21 protein-coding genes are annotated in these 25231 nt (G+C 67.9%); 8 read left to right on the forward strand and 13 right to left on the reverse strand.

The window, feature by feature from the left end; genetic code table 11:
• Positions 1 to 6 precede the first annotated feature (6 nt).
• The 6 genes from C8263_RS15830 to pyrR all read right to left on the reverse strand — a co-directional run bounded on the left by C8263_RS15830 (position 7) and on the right by pyrR (position 4707).
• Complete coding sequence (locus tag C8263_RS15830) at positions 7 to 1272, reverse strand: dihydroorotase (RefSeq protein ID WP_107139108.1); 1266 nt, start codon at positions 1270 to 1272, stop codon at positions 7 to 9.
• Complete coding sequence (locus C8263_RS15835) at positions 1269 to 1709, reverse strand: hypothetical protein (protein WP_107139109.1); 441 nt, start codon at positions 1707 to 1709, stop codon at positions 1269 to 1271. Before C8263_RS15835 ends, C8263_RS15830 begins: the two co-directional genes overlap by 4 nt.
• Positions 1710 to 1938: 229 nt before the next feature.
• Positions 1939 to 2568 (reverse strand): hypothetical protein, encoded by a 630-nt coding sequence (locus tag C8263_RS15840; protein ID WP_107139110.1) that lies wholly within the window; start codon positions 2566 to 2568, stop codon positions 1939 to 1941.
• Between the two features lie 11 nt (positions 2569 to 2579).
• Positions 2580 to 3215, reverse strand: coding sequence for a hypothetical protein (locus tag C8263_RS15845; protein ID WP_107139111.1), 636 nt, complete (start codon positions 3213 to 3215; stop codon positions 2580 to 2582).
• A gap of 2 nt (positions 3216 to 3217) precedes the next feature.
• Positions 3218 to 4162 carry an aspartate carbamoyltransferase catalytic subunit gene (locus tag C8263_RS15850; RefSeq protein WP_107139112.1) on the reverse strand — a complete coding sequence of 315 codons (945 nt, stop codon included), beginning with the start codon at positions 4160 to 4162 and terminating at the stop codon, positions 3218 to 3220.
• Positions 4159 to 4707, reverse strand: coding sequence for a bifunctional pyr operon transcriptional regulator/uracil phosphoribosyltransferase PyrR (pyrR, locus tag C8263_RS15855; protein WP_107139113.1), 549 nt, complete (start codon positions 4705 to 4707; stop codon positions 4159 to 4161). The genes C8263_RS15850 and pyrR overlap by 4 nt, the downstream gene beginning before the upstream one ends.
• Before the next feature lie 360 nt (positions 4708 to 5067).
• Between pyrR and C8263_RS15860 the strand changes: the two genes are divergently transcribed.
• Positions 5068 to 5514 (forward strand): Hsp20/alpha crystallin family protein, encoded by a 447-nt coding sequence (locus C8263_RS15860; RefSeq protein ID WP_107139114.1) that lies wholly within the window; start codon positions 5068 to 5070, stop codon positions 5512 to 5514.
• 140 nt (positions 5515 to 5654) lie between these two features.
• On the opposite strand, the gene C8263_RS15865 is transcribed toward C8263_RS15860, so the two are convergent.
• The 4 genes from C8263_RS15865 to C8263_RS15880 form a co-directional block, all read right to left on the reverse strand.
• Positions 5655 to 6524: a hypothetical protein gene (locus tag C8263_RS15865; RefSeq protein ID WP_233218860.1), complete on the reverse strand. Its 870-nt coding sequence runs from the start codon at positions 6522 to 6524 to the stop codon at positions 5655 to 5657.
• Positions 6525 to 6618: 94 nt separating this feature from the next.
• A complete protein-coding gene (locus C8263_RS15870; protein ID WP_107139116.1) occupies positions 6619 to 7296 on the reverse strand; it encodes a phosphatidylserine decarboxylase in 678 nt (225 codons plus the stop codon).
• Positions 7297 to 7333: 37 nt separating this feature from the next.
• Positions 7334 to 8056, reverse strand: a complete 723-nt coding sequence (locus C8263_RS15875; RefSeq protein ID WP_233218858.1) for a peptidylprolyl isomerase — start codon at positions 8054 to 8056, stop codon at positions 7334 to 7336.
• 664 nt (positions 8057 to 8720) lie between these two features.
• Complete coding sequence (locus C8263_RS15880; protein WP_199188427.1) at positions 8721 to 9191, reverse strand: Lrp/AsnC family transcriptional regulator; 471 nt, start codon at positions 9189 to 9191, stop codon at positions 8721 to 8723.
• Positions 9192 to 9359: 168 nt separating this feature from the next.
• On the opposite strand from C8263_RS15880, the gene ald reads away from it, so the two are divergent.
• The 4 genes from ald (at position 9360) to C8263_RS15900 (ending at position 14722) form a co-directional block, all read left to right on the forward strand.
• The gene (gene ald, locus C8263_RS15885) at positions 9360 to 10466 is read left to right on the forward strand and encodes an alanine dehydrogenase (protein WP_107139118.1); all 1107 of its coding nucleotides are present in this window, start codon (positions 9360 to 9362) and stop codon (positions 10464 to 10466) included.
• 588 nt (positions 10467 to 11054) lie between these two features.
• Positions 11055 to 12884, forward strand: a complete 1830-nt coding sequence (locus C8263_RS15890) for an ABC transporter ATP-binding protein (protein WP_199188428.1) — start codon at positions 11055 to 11057, stop codon at positions 12882 to 12884.
• A gap of 81 nt (positions 12885 to 12965) precedes the next feature.
• Positions 12966 to 13859 carry an aldo/keto reductase gene (locus C8263_RS15895; protein ID WP_107139120.1) on the forward strand — a complete coding sequence of 298 codons (894 nt, stop codon included), beginning with the start codon at positions 12966 to 12968 and terminating at the stop codon, positions 13857 to 13859.
• A gap of 329 nt (positions 13860 to 14188) precedes the next feature.
• Positions 14189 to 14722, forward strand: a complete 534-nt coding sequence (locus C8263_RS15900; RefSeq protein WP_107139121.1) for a hypothetical protein — start codon at positions 14189 to 14191, stop codon at positions 14720 to 14722.
• A 68-nt stretch (positions 14723 to 14790) separates the two neighbouring features.
• Here the strand turns inward: C8263_RS15900 and uvrB are convergent, their stop codons facing one another.
• A complete protein-coding gene (uvrB, locus tag C8263_RS19900; RefSeq protein ID WP_408608070.1) occupies positions 14791 to 18372 on the reverse strand; it encodes an excinuclease ABC subunit UvrB in 3582 nt (1193 codons plus the stop codon).
• A gap of 196 nt (positions 18373 to 18568) precedes the next feature.
• Between uvrB and C8263_RS15910 the strand changes: the two genes are divergently transcribed.
• The 3 genes from C8263_RS15910 (at position 18569) to C8263_RS15920 (ending at position 23952) form a co-directional block, all read left to right on the forward strand.
• The gene (locus C8263_RS15910; RefSeq protein ID WP_107139122.1) at positions 18569 to 21079 is read left to right on the forward strand and encodes a polynucleotide kinase-phosphatase; all 2511 of its coding nucleotides are present in this window, start codon (positions 18569 to 18571) and stop codon (positions 21077 to 21079) included.
• 125 nt (positions 21080 to 21204) lie between these two features.
• Entirely contained in the window at positions 21205 to 22596 is a 1392-nt protein-coding gene (locus C8263_RS15915; RefSeq protein ID WP_107139123.1) for a 3' terminal RNA ribose 2'-O-methyltransferase Hen1, read from the forward strand.
• A gap of 129 nt (positions 22597 to 22725) precedes the next feature.
• Positions 22726 to 23952 carry a TCR/Tet family MFS transporter gene (locus C8263_RS15920; protein WP_107139124.1) on the forward strand — a complete coding sequence of 409 codons (1227 nt, stop codon included), beginning with the start codon at positions 22726 to 22728 and terminating at the stop codon, positions 23950 to 23952.
• A 25-nt stretch (positions 23953 to 23977) separates the two neighbouring features.
• Here C8263_RS15920 and C8263_RS15925 read toward each other — a convergent pair whose 3' ends face one another.
• Complete coding sequence (locus tag C8263_RS15925; RefSeq protein WP_146160725.1) at positions 23978 to 24280, reverse strand: hypothetical protein; 303 nt, start codon at positions 24278 to 24280, stop codon at positions 23978 to 23980.
• On the reverse strand, positions 24273 to 25205 hold the full coding sequence (locus C8263_RS15930) for a LysR substrate-binding domain-containing protein (protein WP_107139150.1): 933 nt from the start codon (positions 25203 to 25205) through the stop codon (positions 24273 to 24275). Before C8263_RS15930 ends, C8263_RS15925 begins: the two co-directional genes overlap by 8 nt.
• Positions 25206 to 25231 lie beyond the last annotated feature (26 nt).

Raw genomic sequence — 25231 nt, forward strand, 5'->3', positions numbered from 1 at the left:
TTTGCTTCAGCTCCGCTGGTACGCCACTTTGCCGTCCACCACCGTCAGCAGCGGCCAGCCCTTCAGCGTCTCGCCGGCCCAGGGGGTGAACTTGGCCTTGCTCTTGAACTCGGCAGGGTTGACGGGGCGCTCGGTCGCCAGATCCAGCACCACCAAGTCGGCCACGGCGCCGGCGTCCAGGCTCGGCGCCGGCCAGCCCATCACCCGGGCAGGGGCGGCGGTGAACAGGTCCACCAGCTTCTCCAGGCCCAGTGCATCGCCAAAACGGGTGTACATGAGCGGGAAGGCCAGTTCGATATAAGCGATGCCGCTGGGGGCGTCCAGCAGGTCGCGTTCCTTCTCGGCGCGGGTGTGGGGCGCGTGGTCGGTGGCGAGGCAATCCACGCTGCCGTCCTTCAGGCCCACCAGCAGCTGATCGGCGTCGGCCTGGGTGCGCAGGGGTGGGGCCACCTTGTAGATGGCGTCAAAGCTCCGCAGCGCCTCGTCGGTCAGGGTGAGGTGGTGGGGGCAGACCTCGCAGGTGACCGGCAGGCCGCGCGCCTTGGCCCCACGCACGAGGTCCAGCGCGCGGGCGGTGGACAGGTGCTGAATGTGCAGCCTCGCCGCTCGGCCCTGGGCGTGCAGTTCGGCCACAATTTCGATGTCGCGGGCCACGCGCGCCGCCTCGGCGGCCGCCGGGTTGCCGGGCAGGCCCAGCGCCTCTGACACGGGGCCCTCGTTCATCACACCGTCGGCGCGCAGAGAGGCGTCCTCAGCATGCACGGACACGATCATGCCCAGGCTACCGGCCGTTTCCAGGCCCAGGCGCAGGGTACGGGCGTTCTCGTTGGTGCGGCCGTCATCGGTGAACATGGCGGCACCGGCGCCTTTCAGGTAACCCAGTTCAGCCAGAGTTTCGCCCTGCTGGCCTCGGGTCAGGGCCGCCGCTGGTTTGAGGCGCGCAAAGCCCAGGCCCGACGCCTTTTCGATCAGGGCGCGCACGATGGCCGGGTCGTCCACCACCGGGCTGGTGTTGGGCATAGAGACCACGGTGCCGTAGCCGCCCGCCGCTGCCGCCGCGAGACCCGAGGCCAGGTCCTCTTTCTCGGTCTGGCCGGGTTCGCGCAGGTGGGCGTGGGGTTCGATCAGGGCCGGGGCCACGGTGCCGCCCTGTCCGTCCAGCACCTGGCCTTCTTCTGGTAGGTTCCAGCCTTTGATGACGCCGTGTTCGATGGTGACCGATTCCGTCTTGTCCGAACCGACGCGCTTGATATTGGTGATGGTGATGGTCATGGATGACTCTCCTTAAGGTTTTTGAGGGGCTCGATATACCAGTCGCAGGGACCGGTGATAATTGCCAGGAGCTCTCCCCGCTGACCGAATTCAGTCCTCTTGTTGAGCGAGAAGACGAGGCGAACGTCTACAGCGTTGATGAGTATGTCTGAAGGCAATTCACAGGTCTTCAGAAGCCCGCCCGTATCTTGAGCAAAAGCGAGTTGGCACGGATTTTGGTCGCTATTAAAAATCGCGTGTTCAAAAATCTCAATGAGTTGCATCTGCAGGGATTTCGATTTCTCAATTACAACGAACTGCCCCTTCTGGTAAGGAAAGATATGAATTCGCTGCCCTCCATAGGTGAACAGGTCAGGTTTACTTTTCATCCAGCTCGCGCGTATCCTGATTTCGGCAAAGTCGTTAGACAATCCAGTTTCCGACAGGAAGTCGGTCAAGCGCCAGGGTGTGAGATAGCAGAGCCGCTGCTGGGCGGGCGACCCCGGCTGACTGACACAGGGAAATGTCCGAACCTCCCCTATAGCGGTCAGATACTCCAGAGATTGAGCGAGAGACGGCTTCGGGCTACAAGCCAATGCCCACCCCTGGCTTAGGACGACCGACCAGATGAGGAAGGTTCTGATAGGAGCGTCAGAAGCTCGGCCACCCTGCTGCCCCTGGCGGACTCTACTCATAGCGCAGCGGCCCCACGCAGGGCGGTGTGTCTAGCGTTGGTGGGGTGTACACGAAGGGCCGCCCCAGTTCCACGGTGTGGTCTGCCGCCTGGGTCACGGTGAAATGCAGGCTGGGCTGCTTGGTCCGGCCTGGGGGAGGGAAGTTCACCCTCTCCCAGATCACAGAACAGTTCTGAAAGCTCAGCACGCGGTCGTTCGTCAGTCCTGTCTGCGCACAGGTGGCAGGACTTTGATTCTCTTGGACCTCATCGATCGCCTGGGCCAGTCGGTTCAGCAACGTTTCATAGGCAGTCTCAATGTTGGTCTGCGAAACTACTGCGCCGCCTGCCCGTGCCCGAATTTCCACCCGCTGGCCCCGGTACTCGTCCAGCACCACCGTCCACACCTCGCCGCTGCGGCGGGCCACCGTGTTGGCTTGCTGGGCCAAGAGCCTTGCGACCTCCTGCGGCGCGGCGCGGTAGGTGCGTGTGCAGGGGTCTTCCACCACGTTCGGGCATGCCTGGCCTGTGCGGAGCGCGTTCAGTGCGCGCTCGGCGCTCATCATGGCGGGGCTCCGGTAAGGGGGCAAACAGGCCAGCGCCACACTCTGGGTCAGCAGCAGCAGGGTAAGCAGATGACGCATGGCTGGTCCTCCTAGCGGTAATCCGCTTTGCGAAAGGGGATGCCGCCGTGGCAACTGCCGCCGTCCGGGGCATACCACGAATAGCGGCCCGGCGGCAGGCTGGCGTCGGCCTGCACCACTGTGAAGTCGAAGGTGCGCGGCCACTCGCCAGTGGCGGGCGTCCAGCGGCAATCGCGCACCACAAGCCCTTCGCCGCTCAGCCCCACCAGTCCGCAGGTCCACCACAGGGCCGACCAGCGCGAAGCGCGGTTCAGGCGTTCGGTCACGCGCTCGTAAGCGGTGTGCCGGTCCGTGGTGATCGCCACGCTGCCGCCCGGCACCGCACGAATCTGCGTGTTCTGACCGTAGCGCACCGATTCGGTCAGGTGCCACACCCCACCCTGCTGGCGCAGACTGTCCGCCGGGAGCGGCGCCCCCGGAAACAACGTGCTGGCTTCACGGGCCAACGTCAGGCGCAGTTCGGCCACCTGTGCCGGGGCTATCCGGTAGGCCGTGCAGGCCGCGCCAGGCTGCCCAGCACACGCGGCGCTGTCCATCCGGGCGGCGTCCAGTGCCGCCTGCGCCTGGGCGGCGCTGGGGGGCACCGGACTGCACGCCCCACCCCCGCCCTGCACGGCCGCCAGCAGCAGCAGAACCGCGCGCCGCACCGTTATTCCCGGCCCACCAGCAGGTGGTACAGCACGCTCATGCGGATGGCCTGGCCATTTTCCACCTGTTTCAGAATGCGGCTTCTGGGGCCGTCCGCCGCCTCGCCGCTGATTTCCAGGTCGCGGTTCATGGGGCCAGGGTGCAGGACGATGGCGCCGCTCTCGGCTTCCTGCATCAGGCGCTCGTTGACCTGATAGGTGTCGGCGTATTCCTGCAGGCTGCCCAGAAAACCGCCTGTCATGCGCTCACGTTGCAATCTCAGGGCCATGACCGCATGGGCGCCGCGCACGGCCTCGCGCGGGTCGGTGGTCAGGGTCACGCCGGGCAGTGAAGCCAGGCCCGCCGGCAGCAGGGTGGCCGGGCCGCACAGCACCACGTTCGCGCCCAGCTTGGGCAGCAGTTCGGCGTTGCTGCGGGCCACCCGGCTGTGGCGCACGTCACCCAGAATGGCGACCGTCTTGCCCTCCAGACTGCCGAATTCCTGGCGCACCGTGTAGGCGTCCAGCAGGGCCTGGGTGGGGTGGGCGCGGCGGCCGTCGCCGGCGTTAATGACCGGCTTGCCGCTGTACTTGGCCACCAGATGCGCCGCCCCGGAGGCGTGGTGCCGCACGATATAGGCGTCCACCTTGTACGAGGTCAGCACTTCCAGGGTGTCGCGCAGGCTCTCGCCCTTGTTCACGCTGCTGGCCCCGGCAGCAAAGGTCAGCACGTCGGCGCTCATGCGGCGGGCGGCCAGCTCAAAGGAGGTGCGGGTGCGGGTGGAGTTCTCGAAGAAGGCGTTGCAGACCGTCAGGCCCTGCAGGGCCGGCACCTTTTTCACCGGGCGGTCCAGTACCTGAAGCATGGTGTCGGCGTTGTCGAGAATCGCCGTCAGGCGTTCGGGGGTCCAGTCCTGAAAGTCCAGGAGGTTGCGGGGGCGCGCGCCCATGCTGACGGGCGCGTTCATCGCAGCGCCTCCAAGTCCCACAGTTCCACGCTGTCCACGCCGTCGGTTTCCTGCACTTTCACCTTCACGACTTCACCTGCGGCCGTGGGCAGGTTCTTGCCCACGTAATCGGCGCGGATGGGCAGTTCGCGGTGGCCCCGGTCCACCAGCACGGCCAGCTGAATGCCCGCCGGGCGGCCAAGGTCAATCAGGGCGTCCAGCGCGGCGCGCACAGTGCGGCCGGTGTACAGCACGTCGTCCACCAGCACCACGCGGCGGTCACGCAGGTCAAAGGGCACCTGGGTTTCACGGATAATCGGCTGCTGCGCCACCTCGGACAGGTCGTCACGGTACAGGGTGATGTCCAGCATGCCGGTGGGCACGGCCACGCCTTCCAGTTCGCTCAGCTTCTGGGCCAGGCGGGCGGCCAGCGGAATGCCGCGCGTGTGCACGCCGATCAGGGCCAGCTGCTCGGCGCCCTTGTTGCGCTCAATGATCTCGTGGGCAATGCGGGTCAGGGCGCGCCGGACCTCGTCGGGCGTCAGAATGATGGCCTTGGGCGTCATGCGCGCGTCCTGGACGGCACAAAAAAATCGCCGCTCAGCGCAGGCTGACGGCTGTTGATGGGGTGGTGCATGGGGGCTCCTTCTCCTGCCTCACGGGGCGGGCGCAGCCTCACGGGACTGCCGGGAAAGGACGAGATAGGGATTGTGGGCGGGCGCGGCCCAGAGGGGGCCGGGCAACCTGGGGAAGTGTACACCTGCCCGGGCGGACTGTCATGCCACCCCGGGGCCAGAGGGCATTTGGCCGATTCAAGACGCACTAAACTTGACAAGATAGAACTCAGGTTTTACTATATGTGCAGTTAGGCGTGGCCCCCTGAGCCCCGGCCCAGACCCGCGCTTCCATTCCCAGGAGGTACGTGCATGATGCGATTTGATCCTTTCCGCGAGATTGAAGAACTGACCCAGCGCATGGACCGCGCCTTCGGCCAGGCGACCTCTGCGCCCACCCGCTTCGCGCCCCCCGTGGACGTGCATGAAGACGAGCAGGGCCTGGAACTGGTGCTGGACCTGCCCGGCATCCGCCCCAACGACCTGCAGATTGAAGCCGAGAACCAGACCCTGACCGTGCAGGCCACCCGCAGCTACGACCGCAAGGAAGGCCGCACCGCCCACCGCGTCGAGCGCGCGTACGGCACCCTGGCCCGCACCTTCAGCGTGCCTGCCAAGTACGACCTGACCAAGGTCGAAGCCAACTTCGAGCACGGCACCCTGACCATCCGCGTGCCGCGCAGCGAAGCCGCCCAGAAGCGCACGGTGCAGGTGCGCACCGGCAAGGTGCTGGAGCAGGACACCAGCGCCAACGCCTGAAGTTCAAGTGGTATCAGCGAGCCTCCTTCGGGAGGCTCGCTGTGTTGGTGCGCGGGGGGCGGGTGGCCGTGAAAAGAGGGGAGAGCAAGAGGAGCAGCGCCAGGGTCTTTCCCGCCTCCTGCGCCCTGCCTCCCGCTTCCTTACTCTCCTTCCTGCACCGCCTCCAGCAATTCCTGCGTGACCCGCAGGGCCGCCGGGCCCAGGGGCGCGCGCGTGACGCCCAGCAGCGTGCCCAGTTTCTCGCGGCGGGCGGGGGTCAGGTTCAGCCAGCGGCGCAGGTCCTCACGGTGGGTGCGGGCGGTTTCGTCGCGCAGGTAGCGCACGGCGCCGTCGTAGTACCCCGCCTGAAACGCGGCGCGGGCCCGGCGCTCCTGCTCCAGCAGGCCCAGGCCGCGCGTGGCCAGTAACACCCGCCGGGCCTCGTCCTCGCCGCCAAAGCAGTACAGGGCTTCTAAGCGGTACACCGCCTTGGGAAAGCGCAGCCCCGCCGAGGCCCGCCACGCATGGGGCAGGCGAATCTCGAATTCTGGCCACAGGTGCAGCCGGGTCAGCAGGGCCGGGTACAGCAGGTTCAGGGCCAGGCTGCGGGCGTCGGCCAGGGCCAGCAGCTGGTCCTGCACACTGTGCCCGGGGCCGGTGTGGGCCGCGCGGGCGGCCGAGAGGGCGGCCTGAGCGGCCAGCAGCAGGTCGGCGCGGTGGGCGGCGCGCTGGGCGTCGCTGAGGTTCCACAGGGTGCGCTGAATGCGGCCGTAGTGGCCAGTGGGGTCGTACAGCACGCGGCTGGTGGCCAGCAGGGCCAGCGGGGCTTCCTGGCGGGCCACCTCCCAGTCGCGCCACTGCTCCAGTTTCTCGTAAGGAAAGCGCTCGGTGCTCACGCCCGCGCGGTGGTCGGTCTGGGGCGCTTCCAGGCCGCGCTCAAAGGTGACAAAGGTGGGCACGCTGCCGGCCCAGGCGAACTCGGTGCCGTAGCTGCCCGCCTGGGCCACGGCCCGCACCTTGCGGTCGGCCATCAGGCGTTCCCCGATGCGCTCCGGGCTCTGCCGTTCTGTGCGTGGTTCGCCTGTCACGACCATTTCCTCCTGCACGCGCTGGGTGCGGCCGGTGCTATGCGCGGGCCGGGGCGCGGGCCACCACGCTCAGGGCACCCTGCACGCGCTCGCCCACGCGCACGGTGGGTTCGTGGTCGGCGGGCAGGCGCAGCAGCACCACGCCGCCTTCTTCCAGAAACGCGGCCTTGTGCCCGGCGCGCGCCTCGTCGCCGGCCCGCGTGAACGAGGTGCCCCGCAGGCCCGCGCCCGGGGCCACCAGGGTCAGGGTGACCTCGCCGGCCCCGCTGCGAGTCACGCTCACCAGCCGCTCGTTTTCCAGCGGCCCGCGCCGCGTCAGCAGGTCGGCGGGGCGACCGCTGAGCAGCGCCAGGGCCTCGGCGGCGCCCACCAGAGGCACGTTGGTGCGGGCGCCCACATGCCCGGCAGCCCTCACCGGCCCGCTGACCGGCTGGTACACGTAATGCACGTCCAGCGGGCCCACGAACACGGCGATCAGCCAGCCGTCCGCGACCTGCGGCGTGCCCAGCAGGGCTGACACGTCCAGCGGCGGCTCGCCCGCCACCTGGCCACCCTCCACGCGGCGCACGGCGCACACCACCCCGTCGGCGGGGCTCAGCACCTCGCCGGGGGCGCTTGGGGGCAGGCGCACCGGATCACGGTAACGGTACACGCTGCGGAGGTACCACGCCCCCGCAGCGGCGGCCAGCAGGGGTAGGGCAGAACGCGCGCGCATGGGCCCCAGTGTAGCCACCGGCGCCCCCGGCGCGTGTTTATGGAGACTGCAGAATCTGCACGCTGAGCAGCTCGTCTGCTCTGGCCCCGGTAATGGGCCCGGCGTCGTTATAGGTGCGCGTGAGCTTGCCAAGGACGTCCTGCCCGGCCAGCACGCGGCCAAACACTGTATAGCCACCGCTCAGGAAGTCGGCGGGGGCCACGGTGATGAAAAACTGGCTGCCCTGTGAATTCAGGCTCTGGGCGCGCGCCATGCCCAGCACCCCGGCGCGGTCAAAGCGCAGACCATTGTTGACCTCTGCCGCAAACTGGTAGCCGGGTCCACCGGTGCCCCACTGCGCCTGCCGGCTCTCATCGGCGCTGATGGGGTCGCCGCCCTGGGCCATGAACCCCTCGATGACGCGGTGAAAACGCGTGCCATCGTAAAAGCGGTTCAGGGCCAGAAACACGAAGTTGTTCACCGCCACGGGCGCCGCCTTGGGCAGCAGTTCCAGGGTCACGTCGCCCCGGCTGGTTTTCAGAACGGCGCGGTACTGCCTGGCCGGGTCAACCACCTGGGGCGGCGGCGCAGTGAAGGTGCGTACTGGCGTGGCCGACAGCGGCGACATCACGGTGAAACTCTGCGCCGGCGCCGGCGCGGGCGTGGCGGGCGCGGCCTTGACCGGCGCTGGGGTCACCGGCTGCGACTGGATGGCCGCCGGCGCACAGGCTGCCAGCAACCCACTGAGGGCCAGGGTGAGGGATGGGGCGTCAGGGCGCATGGGGCCCAGTGTTCCACGGGGAAGATGAGAGCGAGAAGGAAAGGGTGTAGGGGGTGGGGTGTGGGAACAGATGAGGGTGGGGAGTGGGCGGGTGATACAGCTTCCGGAAAATTCCGGAATGTGTTCCGGGATTTTTTCGATCGAAGGGACTCGAAGAGCTGCGGAGCAGAGAAGGAACAAATGCGGATTTCCGGAAATGGGACTGGAACAGCGCCGAAGGCGGGGAACATCGCCCTTCTTCCCAGATGTGACGGAAATGGACGGCAGTCCGTATCACCCCTTGCTGCGCAAGGCCCTCTCCCACGCGGGGAGAGGGGAGCAACGCCCCTCATCTGTTGATAAAGTAGAACTTTTTGGGGCGCATCAAGACGGCTTGCCCCTCTACCGCCCAGGTCCAAACGAAGCCGTCGTGCCCGAAGGGCGCGGGCGTCAGCCGAAGGGCGGAGGCGGACCACGGCGGACATCGCGGGGCGAAGCTGGGCCACCCCAAACCGCCAGTCAACGTTTGCCAGCGCAGCGCCGCTCCCCCTGCCCCTCTGGGGTAGGGGGCTGGGGGGTGGGGCAGATATGAGCAAAGAGCCACACCGGGCTGCCGCCCTATTTGCTGCTCTCCACAGCGGGGCTCAGGGAACCGGCACACGCAGCCCAACTCCGCTCGCCCCCCTCACTCCAACGGCAGACTCGTCGTGTCCTTTTCCTGCTTGACCACAATCGTACTCGCCGTATTCCGCACCCCCGGAATCGCCGCCAGCGTGTTCACCAGAAAGTGCTGGTAGGCGTCCAGATCCGGCACGCAGACTTTCAGCAGGTAATCAATGTCCCCCAGGCACAGAAAGCACTCCAGCACCTCGGGGCGCTCCTGCATCTTCTTGGCAAACTGCTCGAAGCCCGCCTTGGTCTGCTTGTCCAGCGTGACGCGGACAATCACCATCAGTTCGCGGCCCACCAGTTTGGGGTCCAGCAGGGCCACGTAGCGCTGAATCACGCCCTCTTCTTCCAGCCGCCGCACCCGGCGCAGGGTGGGGGCAGGGGTCAGGCCGATCTCGTCGGCCAGTTCCGTGTTGGGAATGCGGGCGTCCCGTTGCAGGATGCTCAGAATCTGCCGGTCTATGGCGTCCAGGGTGCTCTGCGACATGATGGGGCGTAGTGTGCCACATCGGCGCAACATTGTTGCGACCTTGGGGGTTTTTCGGGGCTGTGCTGGCAATCGCGCTCCAGGCTTTCCCTGTTAATCTTGCGTTGAAGTTTAGCAGCAGCAAGTGCCGGCGGGCCCAGGTCCGCGCGGGCCAAGTGAGGTCATGTCATGCAAATCGGACTCCCGAAGGAAATCAAGGTCAAGGAAAACCGCGTGGCGCTGACGCCCGGCGGTGTGGGCACGCTGGTGCGGCGTGGGCACAGCGTCGTGGTGCAGCAGGGCGCCGGGGTGGGCAGCGGCATTGCCGACCAGGAATACGTGGATGCCGGGGCCACCCTGGGCAGCGCCGACGACGCCTGGGCCGCGCAGATGGTGGTGAAGGTCAAAGAACCCATTGCCAGCGAGTACAGGTACCTGCGCCCGGACCTGCTGCTGTTCACCTACCTGCACCTCGCCGCCGACCGGCCGCTGACCGACGCCCTGCTGCAAAGCGGCACCACCGGCGTGGCCTACGAAACCGTGCAGCTGGACGACGGCAGCCTGCCCCTGCTGACCCCCATGAGCGAGGTGGCCGGCCGCCTGAGCGTGCAGGCCGGTGCCTACCACCTGCAAAAGCCTGTGGGCGGGCGCGGCGTGCTGCTGGGCGGCGTGCCCGGCGTGCAGCCGGGCCAGGTGACCATCATCGGCGGCGGCGTGGTGGGCACGAACGCGGCCAAGATGGCCATGGGCCTGGGCGCCAAGGTGACCATTCTGGACGTGTCGCAGCGCCGACTGGCTTACCTGGACGACGTGTTCTTCGGCAAGCTGACCACCATGATGAGCAGCGAGGCCAACATCCGCGCCCTGCTGCCCGACACGGACCTGCTCATTGGCGGCGTGCTGATTCCCGGTGCCAAGGCCCCCCACCTCGTCACGCGCGACATGCTGGGCCTGATGCCCGAGGGCAGCGTGATCGTGGACGTCGCCGTGGACCAGGGCGGCTGCGTGGAAACCATTCACGCCACCACCCACGATGACCCCACCTACACCGTGGACGGCGTGATTCACTACGGCGTGGCGAATATGCCCGGCGCCGTGCCGCGCACCAGCACCTTTGCGCTGACCAACCAGACGCTGCCCTACGCGCTGCTGCTGGCCGACCACGGCGTGGGCGCACTGGGGCGCAACAAGGCGCTGGGCCTGGGGCTGAACACCCATGCGGGCCAGCTGACCTACCAGGGTGTGGCCGAGGCGTTTGATCTGGCGTATGTGGCGCCGGAAGCGGCGCTGGCGTAAGAGAAAGACGTTTGAACTGTCCCCTGCTGATGAGGCGGGGGGCAATGCCGTTCTGGGGCTGGCCGGCCCAGTTTGCCCCACCCCCCCAGCCCCCTCCCCCAGACTCGCAGCGCTGCGCCGCAGAGGGGAGACGACTTCGCCGCGCAGGGCGGCCTGCGCGTTGCCGCTGGTTTGACGGGCGCGCCTGGAACCTGGGAGCGGGGGGAGCGGCGCTGCGCTGAGCAAGAGTTTCGACTGACGTTGGCGGGTTCGCTCCGTTCGTTGACGTGTCCGGCCTCGACGCCATCCTGCCGCCCCACCGCAATGGCCCGCGCCCTTCGGGCACGACGGCCTCGTCTGGACCTGGGCGGTGTGGGGGCAAGCCGCCTTGGTGCGGCCCACAAGGTTTTACTTTCCAAAGACAAAAACGGAGGAGGCAAGGGGTGTGCTGGCCCTCGCCTCCCTCTCTCCCACTTACTCCTGCCCCCTCACCTCACCCCTTCTGTCCTACACCTCACAACCCACGCCCCCTCTGTTCCTGCGCCCCGCGTACCGCTTCCCGCACTCCACAAGCCACCCGTCCCCCCGGCCCCGGCGTACCCTACGGCCATGCTTTCCCGCCCCAGTTCCATGATGGTCACGGCCAATGCCGGCGGCCGCCGCCCCAAGGGCGATCCCCGGCAACTGCGCCGGTTGCTGGCCTACGCGCGGCCCTACCGGGCGCTGTTCGTGCTGGGGGTGCTGGCCACGCTGGTGTCCAGTGGCCTGAATCTGGCGTTTCCGGCGCTGTTCGGGCAGCTGATCGACGCCTCGTTCCTGAAGGTGGGCAGCACCGACACGGGACCGCTGGACCGCACGGTGGTGGGGTTGCTGGGCATTTTCGCGCTGTCGGCGCTGTTTGGCGCCGCGCAGTCGTACCTGCTGGCGCGCGTGGGGGCCGGGGTGGTGGCGGATCTGCGCCGCGCGCTGTTCTCGCACCTGCTGACCCTCTCGCCGCGCTTCTTTGGCGACCACAAGACGGGCGACCTGACCAGCCGCCTGACTGCCGACGTGGGCACCGTGCAGGGCGTGACGAGTTCCGCGCTGGCCCAGCTGGTCGCGCAGACCGTGAGCCTCGTTGGCGCCGTTATCCTGCTGGTCACCACCAGCCCGCGCCTGAGCCTGCTGACGCTGGCGGTGATTCCGCTGGTGATCGGCACCGCGTTCATGATCGGGCGCCGCATTCGCCTGGTCAGCCGTGAGGTGCAGGACGCCGTGGCCGGGGCCAACGCCAGCGCCGAGGAAGCCATCAGCGGCGTGCGCGTGGTGCAGAGTTTCACTGCCGAAGGCGTGGAGCGTGGCCGCTACGGCCAGGGCGTGACCCTGAGCTTTCTGGCGGCCCTGAAACGCGCCCAGCTGCAGGCCCTGATGGCCGGCACCATGAGCTTCCTGACCTTCGGGGCGCTGGCCGTGGTGCTGTGGTACGGCGGGCGTCAGGTGATGAGCGGCGCCATGACACCCGGCAACCTCGTGACCTTTCTGATCTATGCGCTGCAGGTGGGCGGCACCGTGGCGGCCCTGACCGGCATCTTCAACCAGTTTCAGGAGGCGCTGGGAGCCTCGGGGCGCATTTTCGAGCTGCTCGACGAGCGCAGCGACCTGCCCCAGCCGGCCGCGCCCGCACCGCTGGCCCGCGCCGAGGGCCGCGTGACCTTTGAGCGCGTGCAGTTTGCCTACGAGAACGCCCCGGTGCTGCGCGACCTGAGCCTGGACGTGCCCGCCGGGCAGGTGGTGGCGCTGGTGGGCCCCAGTGGGGCGGGCAAAACCACGCTGGTGAACCTCATTCCCCGCTTCTGGGACGTAACGGGCGGCACCCTCAAAGTGGACGGCCAGGACGTGCGCGCCTACGCGCTGGCCGATCTGCGCGCCCAGGTGGGGCTGGTACCGCAGGAAACGCTGCTGTTTTCCGGCACTGTCCGCGAGAACATCCTGTATGGCCGCCCCGCCGCCCGCCCCGAGGAGGTAGAGGCCGCCGCCCGCGCGGCCAATGCCCACGACTTCATTCTGGCCTTCGAACACGGCTACGACACCGTGGTGGGCGAACGCGGGGTCAAGCTCTCGGGCGGGCAGCGTCAGCGGGTGGCCATTGCCCGCGCGCTGCTCAAAGACCCCCGCATTCTGATTCTGGACGAGGCCACCAGCGCCCTGGACAACGAATCCGAGGCGCTGGTGCAGGCGGCCCTGGACCGGCTGATGCAGGGCCGCACCACCTTCGTGATTGCCCACCGCCTCAGCACCATCCGCAACGCCGACCGCATCATCGTGATGGACGGCGGGCGCGTGGTCGAAGACGGTCCCCACGCCGAGCTGGTTGCGCGCGGCGGCCTGTACCGAGACCTGTACGAGTTGCAGTTCCGCGCGCAGGAGGAGGGACGCGCAGAACTGTACAGCCAGGCTTAAGCGCGCAGAGCAGGGGCGCCGGGGACGCCTGGCGCCTGTGGCGTGGCCCCGCCAGCCGGCCAAAGCGGCACAATGCCCGGTATGGAACAGCGGGCATTTGGCGACACCGGCCTGAAAGTGAGTGTGCTGGGGCTGGGCGCGGGGCAGGTAGGGGCCGCGAGCCTCAGCGAGGACGAGGCCGGCACCCTTCTGAACCGCGCGGTGGACCGGGGCATTACCCTGATTGACACGGCGCGCGGCTATGGCCTGAGTGAGGAACGCATTGGCCGCCACCTCGCCTACCGCCGCCACGACTTCATTCTCAGTACCAAGGGCGGCTACGGGGCGGGGGGCGCCGAGGACTGGACCCCGCAGGCCATCCGCCTGGGTATCGAGCAGGCGCTGACCCGGCTGCGCTGCGACTGGATTGACATTTTTCACCTGCACTCCTGCCCGGCCGACGTGCTGCGCCGCGAGGACCTGCTGCTGGCACTGGACGAGGCACGTTCGGCGGGTCTGATCCGGGTGGCGGCCTACAGCGGCGAGAACGAGGCGCTGGCCGGGGCCATCAGCTCGGGGCGCTTTGGCAGCGTGGAAACCAGCGTGAATCTGGCCGACCAGTTCAGCCGCCGCCAGTTGCTGCCTGCGGCCACCGAGCGCGGTCTGGGGGTGATTGCCAAGCGGCCCATCGCCAACGCGGCGTGGCGGTTTGAGCAGCGGCCGGTGGGCGACTACGCCGAAACCTACTGGCAGCGGCTGCGGGTGCTGGAGCTGGACGCGGTGCGGGAGGCGACGGGTCTGGACTGGACCGCTTTTGCGCTGCGCTTTGCGGCCTACTCGCCGGGCGTCCACAGCGCCATCGTGGGCACCGCGAACCTGGAGAACCTGGAACGCAACGTGCGGCTGGTCCAGGAGGGCCCCCTCCCCCTGGACGCCCTGACGCACATTGAAGCGGCGTGGTTGGCGCACGGCCTGGACTGGGGCGGCGAGGTCTAAGGACGTTGCCCCTCATGGTGCGACTGTTCAAGAGAGCACCGCAAAGTCTCCACGCCCGGTGCAACGTCCTTTTTTCGAGACTCGCTCTGCGGCGCAGCTGTTCCAGCCCGCTCGGTTGATCGGGGGCTTGGCAGCGAGCGACTTAATAAGGATTCCGGTTCATCCGTTCTTCCATCACGGATGAATCCGACCGGAGGGACAAGGAAAAACGGTGACGGAGAGGCGTGGAAGCACCGAAGCGACGCGGAGGGGCTGTCACGGATGATCCGGAATCCGGATAACCGCACCCGAGGCCGCGCGCCGGGTCCAGACCTGTTAGCCTCTGGCCTATGTTGCGTTCTCTGCTGGCCGCGTCCCTGCTCTTCCTTCCCTCTGTTGCCGTGGCGGGCAGTGGTCAGAATGCCCAGCCCCGCGCCGTGGCGCCGTTCGGTGCGCCCCGGGTGCTGGCGGCCAACTCGCCGGTCAAGCCCGGGCAGACCTGGGTGCTGAGCGGCATCACCGCCAGCGGGCAGAAGGTCAGCCGCCAGATTGTGCTGAGCAAGAAGGCCCCCACCTGGGACGACGGCTGGGACTTTGACGGCGATGTGGGCCCCTTCAGCTACAACCCCGAAGACGGCACCATTTTCGCGGGCGACGTGATGACGGGCATGATGAACGACAGCGACGTGCTGGCCTGCTTTGGCTTCCTGAAAGGCATGGTGGGCAGCGGCGCCCTGCTGGCGGGCAGCCTGGACGAGATTGACACCGAACTGCAGAAACTGGACGAGGACCTGCCCGATCCCAAAACCGCCGCAGAAGCCGTGGCAACCATGCGCGGCGCGGGCATGAAAGTGGGCACCTGCACCCTGACGCTGAAGAAGTAAGGGATAACGGGAAAAGGCTCGCGGCAAGCTGCCCGCGAGCCTCTGTCTTGGTCTCCCAGAGCCCTTTCTTACCGCCGTCCTTTCCTTCTCACCTTCTGGCCCGGCACCGTGGCCTGCTGGAACTCCTTGCCCTGTAGCTTGGCCTCAATGGCGCGAATCTGGTCTCGCAGGGACGCAGCCCGCTCGAAGTCCAGGTCCTCGCTGGCCTGCCACATATCCAGTTCCAGGTCGGTCAACTGGGCGCTCAACGCGTCGCGGTCGTCGCCCACGGTGCCAGAGCTGATCTCGGCGGGTTGCTCCTCGCCGCGAATCACGTCGCGCACCCCCTTGATAACAGTGGTGGGCGTGATGCCGTGGGCCTCGTTGTACGCCAGCTGTTTCTCGCGGCGCCGGGCGGTCTCCTCCATCGCAAACGTCATGGCGGGCGTCACCGTGTCGCCGTACAGGATCACCTCGCCGTTCACGTTGCGCGCCGCGCGGCCGATGGTCTGAATCAGTGCGCGTTCACTGCGCAGGAAGCCGGGTTTATCTGCGTCCAGAATGGCCACCAGTGAGACTTCCGGCAGGTCCAGGCCCTCGCGCAGCAAGTTGATGCCCACCAGCACGTCGTAGTGGCCCAACCTCAGGTCGCGGATAATCACCTGCCGCTCCACACTGTCGATGTCCGAGTGCATGTAGCGCGCCTTGACTCCCTTTTCCAGCAGGTATTCCGTCAGGTCTTCGCTCATGCGCTTGGTCAGGGTGGTCACCAGGGTGCGCTCGCCCCTCAATGCGCGCTCCCGCACGCGCCCCAGCAGGTCCTCAATCTGCCCGTTGATGGGCCGGACCGTAACTGGCGGGTCAATCAGGCCGGTGGGGCGAATGATCTGGTCGGCAATGCTGTCGCTGTGCTCACGTTCAAAGGGCCCAGGTGTGGCAGAGACAAACACGGTCTGCCCGGTTTTCTCCATGAATTCCTGGAAGTTCAGCGGGCGGTTGTCCATGGCGCTGGGCAGGCGAAAGCCGTAGTCCACCAGCGTCTGCTTGCGGGCGCGGTCGCCGTTGGCCATGCCGCCAATCTGCGGCACCGTCACGTGCGACTCGTCAATAAAGGTCACGAAGTCGTCCGGGAAGTAGTCCAGCATGGTGTAGGGCGTGGCACCAGTCACGCGGCCGTCAATATGGCGCGAATAGTTCTCGATGCCCGAGCAGTAGCCCAGGACCTTCAGCATCTCCAGGTCGTACAGGGTGCGCTCTTTCAGGCGCTGCGCTTCAAGCAGTTTGCCGCTTGCTTTGAAGTACTCCAGCCGCTCGTCGAGTTCCTGCTGGATGGTCACGATGGCGCGCTCAATGTTGCCGGCGCTGGAGACGTAGTGCTTGGCCGGGTAGACCACCGTGGCGTCCAGATCGGCCAGGCGGTCGCCGGTCAGGGGGTGCACCACGCTGATGCGCTCGATGTCGTCGCCCCACAGTTCCACGCGCAGGGGCTGCTCATCGTAGGCGGGCCAGACCTCAATCATCTCGCCTTTGGCCCGGAAGCGCCCGGGCATCAGCTCAATGTCGTTGCGCTCGTACTGCATGTTCACGAGGCGGCCCAGCAGCTCGTCGCGCGGCATCTGCCCGCCCTTTTTCAGCACCGCGTTCAGCGCCGTGTACTCCTTGGGATCGCCCAGACCGTAGATGCACGACACGCTGGCCACCACAATGGTGTCGCGCCGGGTGAGCAGGCTGCGGGTGGTGGAGTGGCGCAGCCGCTCGATTTCCTGGTTGATGCTGGCGTCTTTCTCGATGAACAGGTCCTTGCCGGGCACATAGGCTTCGGGCTGGTAGTAGTCGTAGTACGAGATGAAGAATTCCACGGCCGCGTCGGGGAAGAACTCGCGGAACTCCGAGGCCAGCTGCGCGGTGAGAATCTTGTTCGGGGCCATGACGAGGGCGGGGCGCCCGGTTTCTTCAATGACCTTGGCAACGGAGTAGGTGTTGTGGACGAACAGACCGCCGCGTCCGGTCAGGAAAGTCTCAAAGCCCTCAACGCTGAAGTCGTACACGTAGGGAGTCTGCGGAGTGACTTGTTCTATTCGATCCACTGGGGACCAATGCACATCGGCCAGGCCAGTGAAGGCGGTGTCTTGAATGTTCAGGGCCGCACACAGACGGCGGAACAGCGCCGCGCTGGGGTTGCGAATGCCACACTCAATGGCGGAAATCATCGTGCGCGTGCAGCTCGCTGTCTGGGCCACGTCCCGCTGAGATAGCCCCGCCCGCTCACGTTCGGCCAGCAGGCGCGCCCCCACACCTGGAATCAGGTCAACGTTCGTATTGCCCTCGCCCGCCTGGGCCACAATCCGGGCCAGCGCCTCCCGCTTGCGGGCACTCAGGAAGCCCACCTCGGCAGCAAAGGCTTGCAGGTTCTCAGCTCCTGAAATCGTGACCTTGTGGTAAGTGCCCAGCGTGCCGTCGGGGCGGCGCTTGCGCACCTCGCGCAGCCGCGCCCATACCCCAAAGCGCAGCAGGGCTTCGGCCAGTTCCCCGGCCAGCCGCGCGCTGTTGGTCACGGCGGTGACAGCCCCCCCATCCACACCACCGTCGCCTTCGAAGTAGGCCCGCAGCAGGGCTGCCAGGAAGGCATTCGGAAAGGCCGCAAAGTTCGGAGGTAGATGCTTTTCACCCGAGCGCTCACCCATCAGCCGGGCCAGCAGCTCGCGCCAGACCCGGCCCGAGAGCACGAAGTCACCATCGGCGCGGCGAAAATGCCTGGCCTCCAGTTCAGCCAGGGCTGCTGTCAATTGGCCCTGCACATCCGGGTCACGCACCGAGATCAGGGCGAAGCCCGGCGCGGCATGCCCCTCGGCCACGTACTGCCCGAACAGCAGCGCCAGTGCGGGTGTCAGAGGCAGCTCACCCGCCAGATGTGCGGAGCGGGCGGACACCCGCGTGTGCTCGGCCACGGCCAGCCCCTGACGAACGGCGGCTCTGGCCGCAGTCACAGTCAGGCCACCGCCCCGCTTACCATGCCGGAGCGCGTGCAGCTTGCCGCTGGATTGCTCGTGGTGTGCCCTGACCAGATGTCGCCAAGCGTCGTCCTGACCGGGCGTGTAAGGCACCGCCACATGAAACGGGGTGCCGTCCAGGACAGCCAGGGTGTCGAGGGCGTTGAGCGTCCCCTGCGGTTCAGGTACCTGCCGGGGAATGGGCAGCGCGTCGCCGGGGCGCACGTCGTCGCCGTGAATCAGGTGAATCTGACCGCCGCGCAGCACCCACACGCTATGGTCGGCCGTCACCGTCACGTCGCGGCCACAGGCGGTCGTCAGGCGGTGCAGCGTTTCTGGCGAGCCGTGGCGCGACAGGCCCGTCACCGTGCGCCAGGCCACCTCGCCGCTGCCCGCGTCCCAGGCCAGCACCTGCATGGGGTCGGGCGGCGGCAGTTCCAGCGAATCCTCGGCCTGAAGCGGCGAACCGAACAGGCCGTCTATCAGTTCACCAATAGGGAGGCGCTGTACCTGACCGGCCACTTGCACGGTCACAGGCTCGTGCCAGGCGACGCTTTTACCTGTCCCCGTCGCCCCCAACAGCGTCTGAAAGCGCAGCCCCGAATCCAGGCCGTCCACCAGCGAGCGAATGGCGGTGGGCTGGTCGCCCGAGGGCGTGAAGTTGGATCTGACCTTGAGCATGAAACCTCCGGGGAGAAGAGCAGGCGTGCGGCGGCAACCGAACGAAACGCCCTATTTTACGCCCCGGACGTAAGTGCACGGTAAGCCGGATGACTCATCTGGGCTTGAGACATCCGCCCCCCGCCCACGTCATTTGACGCAGGCCCCCGCCGGCCCAGGCCGCTACAGTGGGGGGCCGGAGACCACGTGATGACCGATGACCCAGCCCCACATCCCCCTGCCTGAACTTGCCCTGGTCGCCCTGGTGGGCGCGTCTTCATCAGGCAAAAGTACCTTTGCCGCCCGGCACTTTGGCCCCCACGAGGTCCTGAGCAGCGACCATTTCCGCGCGCTGGTGAGCGGCAGCGAGCACACGCTGGACGCCAACGCCGCCGCCTTCGACAGCCTGTTCTATGTGGCGGCCAAACGCCTGGAACGCGGCCTGCTGACCGTGATTGACGCGACCTCGGTGCGCCCGGACGACCGCCGCCGCCTCGTGGACCTGGCCCGCGCGCATGACGTGCTGCCGGTGGCGATTGTGCTGGACCTGCCCCGGGGACTGCTGGAAGCCCGCCACGAGGCGCGCGGTGACCGGCCCTTCAGCGCGGCCGTCGTTGGCCGTCAGCAGACCGAACTGCGGCGCACCCTGCGCGGCATGGGCAAGGAAGGCTTCCGGCATGTGTGGACGCTGCGTTCGCCCGAGGAGGTGGAGGCTGCCTGGGTCACCCGCGTGCCGCTGTACACGAACAAGAAACACCTGCACGGCCCCTTCGACTTCATTGGCGACGTGCACGGCTGCCTGAACGAACTGCGCGAGCTGCTGCAGAAGCTGGGCTACGTGCTGGAGGGCGACCACGCCACGCCGCCGCCGGGCCGCACCGCCGTCTTCGTGGGCGACCTGGTGGACCGGGGCCCCGACAGCGCCGGGGTGCTGCGGCTGGTCATGAACATGGTCGCCAGCGGCGCGGCCCTGTGCGTGCCCGGCAACCACGACGAGAAACTGAAGCGTGCCCTGGACGGCAAGGCGGTCAAGGCCCTGCACGGCCTGGACGCCACCCTGGCGCAGCTGGAGGCGGCGGGGCCGGAGTTCCGGGCGCAGGTGCGGGCCTTTCTGGACGGGCTGGTGAGCCACCTCGTGCTGGACGGGGGCCGGGTGGTGGTGGCCCACGCCGGGCTGCCCGAGAAATACCAGGGCCGCAGCTCTGGCCGGGTGCGTTCCTTCGCCCTGTACGGCGATGTGGACGGCAGCACGGACGACCTGGGCCTGCCGGTCCGGCGCGACTGGGCCGCCGGGTACCGGGGCGCGGCGCACGTGGTGTATGGCCACACCCCCGTGGCGTGGCCCCGCTGGGTGAACCGCACGATTGACCTGGACACCGGTTGCGCCTTTGGCGGGGCCCTGAGCGCCCTGCGGTACCCCGAGATGGAAGTGGTGAGTGTGCCGGCCCACGCGCAGTACGCGGTGCCCGCCCGGCCCCTGGCCGACCACACCCCCAGCGAGGCCTTCGATCTGGCCGAGTTTCTGCAGCCTGGCCGGATCGAGACCCGCACCTTCGGCGGCGTGATGCTGCGCGCCGGGGAACGGGCAGCGGCCGTGGAAACCTTCAGCCGCTTCGGCGTGGCCCCGGAGTGGTGCGTGTACCTGCCCCCCACCATGAGCCCGGTGGAAACGAGCGCGCGGCCGGACCACCTGGAACATCCCGACGAGGCGTTCGCGTATTTCCGGGGCCAGGGGATCACGCAGGTGATCTGCGAGGAAAAGCACATGGGCAGCCGCGCACTGCTGGTGCTGGCCCGCGATGAGGCCGCCGCGCAGGCCCGGTTTGGGGTGACAGGCGGCGCGGGGTGCATCTACACCCGCACGGGCCGCCCCTTTTTCAAGCCCGAGTGGGAAGCGGTCATTCTGGCCCGCGCCCGGCAGGCAGCCACCCAGGCCGGGCTGTGGGCGACCCTGAACACCGACTGGCTGCTGCTGGACGCCGAGATTCTGCCCTGGAGCCTGAAGGCCGAGGAGCTGATCAAGGGCCAGTACGCCGCCGTGGGAGCGGCTGGACAGGCCACGCTGGCGGCGTCGGTGCGGGCGCTGCACGCGGCCCAGGCGCGCGGCCTGGACCTGGGGGACTGGCCGGGACGCACCCGGGCGCGCGCCGAAGCCCTGACCCGGTACCGCGCCGCCTACCGCGCCTACGTGCGCCGGGTGGCAGGGCCCGAGGACGTGCGGATTCTGCCGTTCCACCTGCTGGCTTCAGAAGGGCAGGTGCATGCGGACAGGGCCCACCCCTGGCACCTGAACACGCTGAGTACCCTGGCCGACGCGGCACCAGACCTGTTCGGGCGCACCGAATCCCGGGTCGTGACGCTGGGCACGCCCGAGGAGGCCGAGGCCACCGCGTGGTGGAACGCCCTGACCGCAGCGGGTGGGGAGGGCATGGTGGTCAAGCCGCTGCCCTTCTTCGCGGCCGAGCCCCGGTCCCTGCAGCCGGCGGTGAAGGTGCGCGGGCGTGAATACCTGCGCGTCATCTACGGCCCGGAGTACACGCAGCCCGAACACCTGGGCCGCCTCAAGGCCCGCGCGCTGGGCGCCAAGCGGGGCCGGGCCCTGCGCGAATTTCACCTGGGCCTGGAAGGCCTGACCCGCTTTGTCGAGCGCGCCGCGCCGGGGCGGGTGCACGAATGCGTGCTGGGCGTCCTGGCCCTGGAAAGCGATCCCATTGACGTGAGGCTGTAAGTGCGTCGCCCCTCACGTTGCGACTGTTCAGGAGAGCGCCGAAAAGCCTCTGCGCCCGGCGCAACGCACTTTTTCCGAGACTTGCTTCACTCGGTTGGTCCGGGGATCAACTTCGAGGTACTGAGATGCTGCTGACCATTACCACCACCCACCAGCCTGCCACCGACCTGGGCTTCTTGCTCATGAAGCACCCGGAGCGCGTGCTGGAACGCCCGCTGCCCTTTGGCCGCTCGCTGGTGTTCTACCCGGAGGCCACCCCGGAGCAGACCACCGCCGCGCTGCTGGTCGAGGTGGACCCGGTGGCGCTGTCGCGCGCCCCGGCAGGCGGCGAGACCGGCACCCTGGAACCCTATGTGAACGACCGCCCTTACGCCTCGGGGAGCTTTCTGGCCGTGGCGCTGCGCGACGCGTACGGCACGGCCATGACCGGCCAGAGCCGCGACCGGCCCGAACTGGCGGCTCAGGCCATTCCTTTAACCCTCACATTGCCGTGTGTGGCGGCGCGCGGCGGCCCCGAGTTACCGGAGCGCCTGTTCGCGCCGCTGGGCTACGCGGTAGAGGTCCGGCCCCTGCCGCTGGACCCCGAGTTTCCCGAATGGGGCGAGCGGCCCTACGTGGCGCTGACCCTGCGCGCCCAGGTGCGCCTGAGTGACGCCCTGCGCCACCTGTACGTGCTGCTGCCTGCCCTGGACGGCAAGAAACACTACTACGTGGGCGAAGAGGAGGTGGACAAGCTGCTGCGCCACGGGCAGGGCTGGCTGGACACCCACCCGGAACGCGAGTGGATTACCGCGCGCTACCTACGTTTTCGGGGGCTGGTCACCCAGGCCCGCGCGCACTTCGTGCTGCCGGACGAGGCGGGGGGTGGGCCAGCTGCGGCCGACGAACCGGCGGTCCCAGCAAAACCCCGATTGCACGACGAGCGGCTGGACGGGGTGGCCGGGGTGCTGCAGCAGAGCGGCGCCGCGCGGGTGCTGGACCTGGGCTGCGGCGAGGGCAAACTGCTGCGCCGCCTGCTGGCCGCCCCGCAGTTCCGCGAACTGGTGGGGCTGGACATCAGCGCGCGCAGCCTGGAGATTGCCGCCGACAAGCTGCGCCTGGCGGAGCGCCCCGAACTGCGTGAGCGCGTGCGCCTGCTGCACGGCAGCCTCGCCTACCCGGATTCACGGTTAAGGGGCTTTGACGCCGCCGCGCTGGTGGAAGTCATTGAGCATCTGGAGCCGCACCGACTGGAGGCCCTGACGGCCAACGTGCTGGGCTTTGCGCGCCCCGGGCTGCTGGTGGTGACCACGCCCAACCGCGAGTACAACGCCACCTTTGGCGAGGCGGCGGGCCTGCGCCACCCGGACCACCGCTTCGAGTGGACCCGCGCCGAGTTTCAGGCCTGGGCACAGGCGGCGGCCCAGGCGTACGGCTATGCCGTCGAATTCCGCCCATTGGGCGACATTCACCCCAACTACGGCCCGGTAACGCAGATGGCGCTGTTCACCCAGGAAGGCCGGGCCAGCCCCCGCTGAAGCCCTTTGCGTCTTAAGTCGTTCGCTGTTGATCGGGGGCTTGGCAGCGAGTGACTGAACTGCCGGTTCAGGAGGGCGTTCCGGCGTGGGCAGCGCCGCTGGCCCAGGCTTGGCCCTACACTGCCCCCTATGCGTGCCCGGCCTGCCGCCCTGATTTTTATTCTCCTCACCGCTCTGATTGACATCATCGGCATCGGGCTGATCATTCCGGTGCTGCCGGGGCTGGTCAAGGAACTGGCCGGCTCGGAGGCGGCGGGCGCCCAGAGCATCGGCTGGCTCACGGCCGCCTACGCGGTCATGCAGTTTGTATTCGCGCCCATCCTGGGCCGCCTGAGTGATCGCTTCGGCCGCCGCCCGGTGCTGCTGCTGTCGCTGGCGGGCATGGCGCTGGACTATGTGCTGCTGTACTTCGCGCCCAGCCTGTGGTGGCTCTTTCTGGGCCGCGTGCTGGCGGGCATTACCGGCGCCAGCCTGACTGTGGCCAACGCCTACATTGCCGATGTCACGCCGCCTGAACAGCGGGCCAAGAATTTCGGCCTGCTGGGGGCCACCTTCGGCGTGGGCTTCATTCTGGGGCCGGCCCTGGGCGGCTTCCTGGGCGAGTACGGCCTGCGGGTGCCGTTTCTGGTGGCGGCGGGTCTGACCGCCCTGAACCTGTTGTACGGCCTGTTCGTGCTGCCCGAGTCGCTGCCTGCCAGTGCGCGGGCCAAGGGCTTTGAGGGCCGCGACCTCAACCCCCTGCTGCCCCTGAAGGCCCTGACCGAGTACCCCATTCTGCGTAGCCTCGCCCTGACCTTCGTGCTGCTGGGGCTGGCCGGGCAGGTCATCTTCAGCACCTGGGTGCTGTACACCGAACGCGTGCTGCGCTGGAGCCCCGGGCAGAACGGCGTGGCACTGGCCTTTTTCGGCCTGCTGGTGGCGGTGGTGCAGGGCGGCCTGATTGGCCCATTTATCGCCCGCTTTGGCGAGCGGCGCACCATCATGACCGGGCTGGTGGCCTCCATTCTGGAATTCATGCTGCTGGCCTTTGCGCGCAGTGGGGTCACGCTGTACGCCTCGCTGGTGGTGGGGGCGCTGGGCGGGCTGGCGAACCCGGCCATTCAGGGCCTGATCTCGCGGCAGGTCAGCGAAACCGAACAGGGGCGGGTGCAGGGGGCGGTCACCAGCCTGAACAGTCTGGTGGGCGTGGTGGGGCCCATTGTGGCCACAGCGGTCTACGCGTACGGCGCGGGCCACGGCTTTCCCGGTGCGGCGTTCCTGATGGGCGCGGCGCTCTCGGTGGCGGGCACGTTCCTGATTCTAGGCGTGCTGCGTGGCCTGCCGGAAACGGGAAAGCCGGGAATGCAGAACGCTTGAGAGACTGGAACTTGATGGCGGGCTTCTAGTCCTCTTCCCAGGCGTCATCCTCCTTCAGCGCCTCAAGCAACATGGGGACGAGATAATGCTCCTGATAGTCATTCAGGGTCAGGCTGTACACCCCCTGGTGAGCCAGGTCTTTGGCCTCGATCAGGCTGAGGTCAAACAAAGAGCGGAGAAGCCGAATAATCTCGATCACCCCTAGCCCCTGAGCATGTGCCTGCTGGGCTGTTTCGAGGGGTGACATCTCCTTGCTGGTCGGAGGTTGTCCAGTGACCTTCGCCTCTGGAACACCGTCGCAAGAGGTGGTCTTCTCCAGCTTATTCACGGCTGAACGTCTCCTTTGGCGCCGGGGCATCTGTGGTCTCGTTGCCCGCCAGCACTTCCTGCGCCACCCCCAGAAAGCCGCGCACCACCGGGCTTTTTCCCTCGCCCCGGCGCCACACCGCCACGATCTCCACGATGGGGGCGTCCTCGACAGGCCGGTACACCACGCCGGGCAGGCTCAGGCGACTGAAAAATTCGATGGGCAAAAAGACCCCCACGCCCGCCGCCACCAGCGACAGCAGCGTGGGCACCTCAATGGCCTCCTGCACCACATGCGGCGTGAAGCCCGCCCCGGCGCACCAGCGCATCACCTGGTCAAAGTAGGTGGCCCGGATCTGGCGCGGAAAAAAAACAAACGGTTCGGGCGCCAGATCGCTGATTTTCAGGCGCCGCTTGCGGGCCAGCGGGTGCGCGGCGGGCAGCGCGGCCACCAGCGGCTGGCGCCACAGGGCGCGCGATTCCAGCCCCGGGTCGCGCACGGGCAGCAGCATCAGCCCCACGTCAATCTGGCCGCCGCGCAGCGCCGCTTCCTGCTCCTGGGCGGTCAGTTCGCGCAGGTCCACGCTGACATTCGGGTACAGCTCGCGAAACCGCCGCACGATTTCCGGCAGGCCGCCAAAGGCCAGCCCCCCCACAAAGCCCACGCTCAGGCGCCCCACCTCGCCCCGGGCGGCGCGGCGGGCGCGCTCGATGGTCTGGGCGGCCAGCGCCAGCGTGGCCCGGGCGCCCACCAGGAATTCCTGCCCGGCCGGGGTTAGCTGCACGCGGCGGGTGGTGCGCAGCACCAGGGGGACGCCCACCTCCTCTTCCAGGTTGCGAATGGAATTGCTCAGGGCCTGCTGCACCACGAACACGCGTTCGGCGGCCCGGCCAAAGTGCTCTTCCTCGGCCAGGGCCACAAAATGCCGCAGGTGGCGCAGTTCAATGGTCATGCTGCGCCGTACGCTAACAC

The organism is Deinococcus arcticus (assembly GCF_003028415.1).
Lineage (GTDB): Bacteria > Deinococcota > Deinococci > Deinococcales > Deinococcaceae > Deinococcus > Deinococcus arcticus.

Coding starts and splice junctions, on each gene's coding strand:
- C8263_RS15830 (WP_107139108.1), bottom strand. CDS start 1,272: ATGACCATCACCATCACCAATATCAAGCGCGTCGGTTCGGACAAGACG.
- C8263_RS15840 (WP_107139110.1), bottom strand. CDS start 2,568: ATGCGTCATCTGCTTACCCTGCTGCTGCTGACCCAGAGTGTGGCGCTG.
- C8263_RS15850 (WP_107139112.1), bottom strand. CDS start 4,162: ATGAACGCGCCCGTCAGCATGGGCGCGCGCCCCCGCAACCTCCTGGAC.
- pyrR (WP_107139113.1), bottom strand. CDS start 4,707: ATGACGCCCAAGGCCATCATTCTGACGCCCGACGAGGTCCGGCGCGCC.
- C8263_RS15860 (WP_107139114.1), top strand. CDS start 5,068: ATGATGCGATTTGATCCTTTCCGCGAGATTGAAGAACTGACCCAGCGC.
- C8263_RS15865 (WP_233218860.1), bottom strand. CDS start 6,524: ATGGCCGACCGCAAGGTGCGGGCCGTGGCCCAGGCGGGCAGCTACGGC.
- C8263_RS15870 (WP_107139116.1), bottom strand. CDS start 7,296: ATGCGCGCGCGTTCTGCCCTACCCCTGCTGGCCGCCGCTGCGGGGGCG.
- C8263_RS15875 (WP_233218858.1), bottom strand. CDS start 8,056: ATGCGCCCTGACGCCCCATCCCTCACCCTGGCCCTCAGTGGGTTGCTG.
- C8263_RS15880 (WP_199188427.1), bottom strand. CDS start 9,191: ATGTCGCAGAGCACCCTGGACGCCATAGACCGGCAGATTCTGAGCATC.
- ald (WP_107139118.1), top strand. CDS start 9,360: ATGCAAATCGGACTCCCGAAGGAAATCAAGGTCAAGGAAAACCGCGTG.
- C8263_RS15890 (WP_199188428.1), top strand. CDS start 11,055: ATGCTTTCCCGCCCCAGTTCCATGATGGTCACGGCCAATGCCGGCGGC.
- C8263_RS15895 (WP_107139120.1), top strand. CDS start 12,966: ATGGAACAGCGGGCATTTGGCGACACCGGCCTGAAAGTGAGTGTGCTG.
- C8263_RS15900 (WP_107139121.1), top strand. CDS start 14,189: ATGTTGCGTTCTCTGCTGGCCGCGTCCCTGCTCTTCCTTCCCTCTGTT.
- uvrB (WP_408608070.1), bottom strand. CDS start 18,372: ATGCTCAAGGTCAGATCCAACTTCACGCCCTCGGGCGACCAGCCCACC.
- C8263_RS15910 (WP_107139122.1), top strand. CDS start 18,569: ATGACCCAGCCCCACATCCCCCTGCCTGAACTTGCCCTGGTCGCCCTG.
- C8263_RS15915 (WP_107139123.1), top strand. CDS start 21,205: ATGCTGCTGACCATTACCACCACCCACCAGCCTGCCACCGACCTGGGC.
- C8263_RS15920 (WP_107139124.1), top strand. CDS start 22,726: ATGCGTGCCCGGCCTGCCGCCCTGATTTTTATTCTCCTCACCGCTCTG.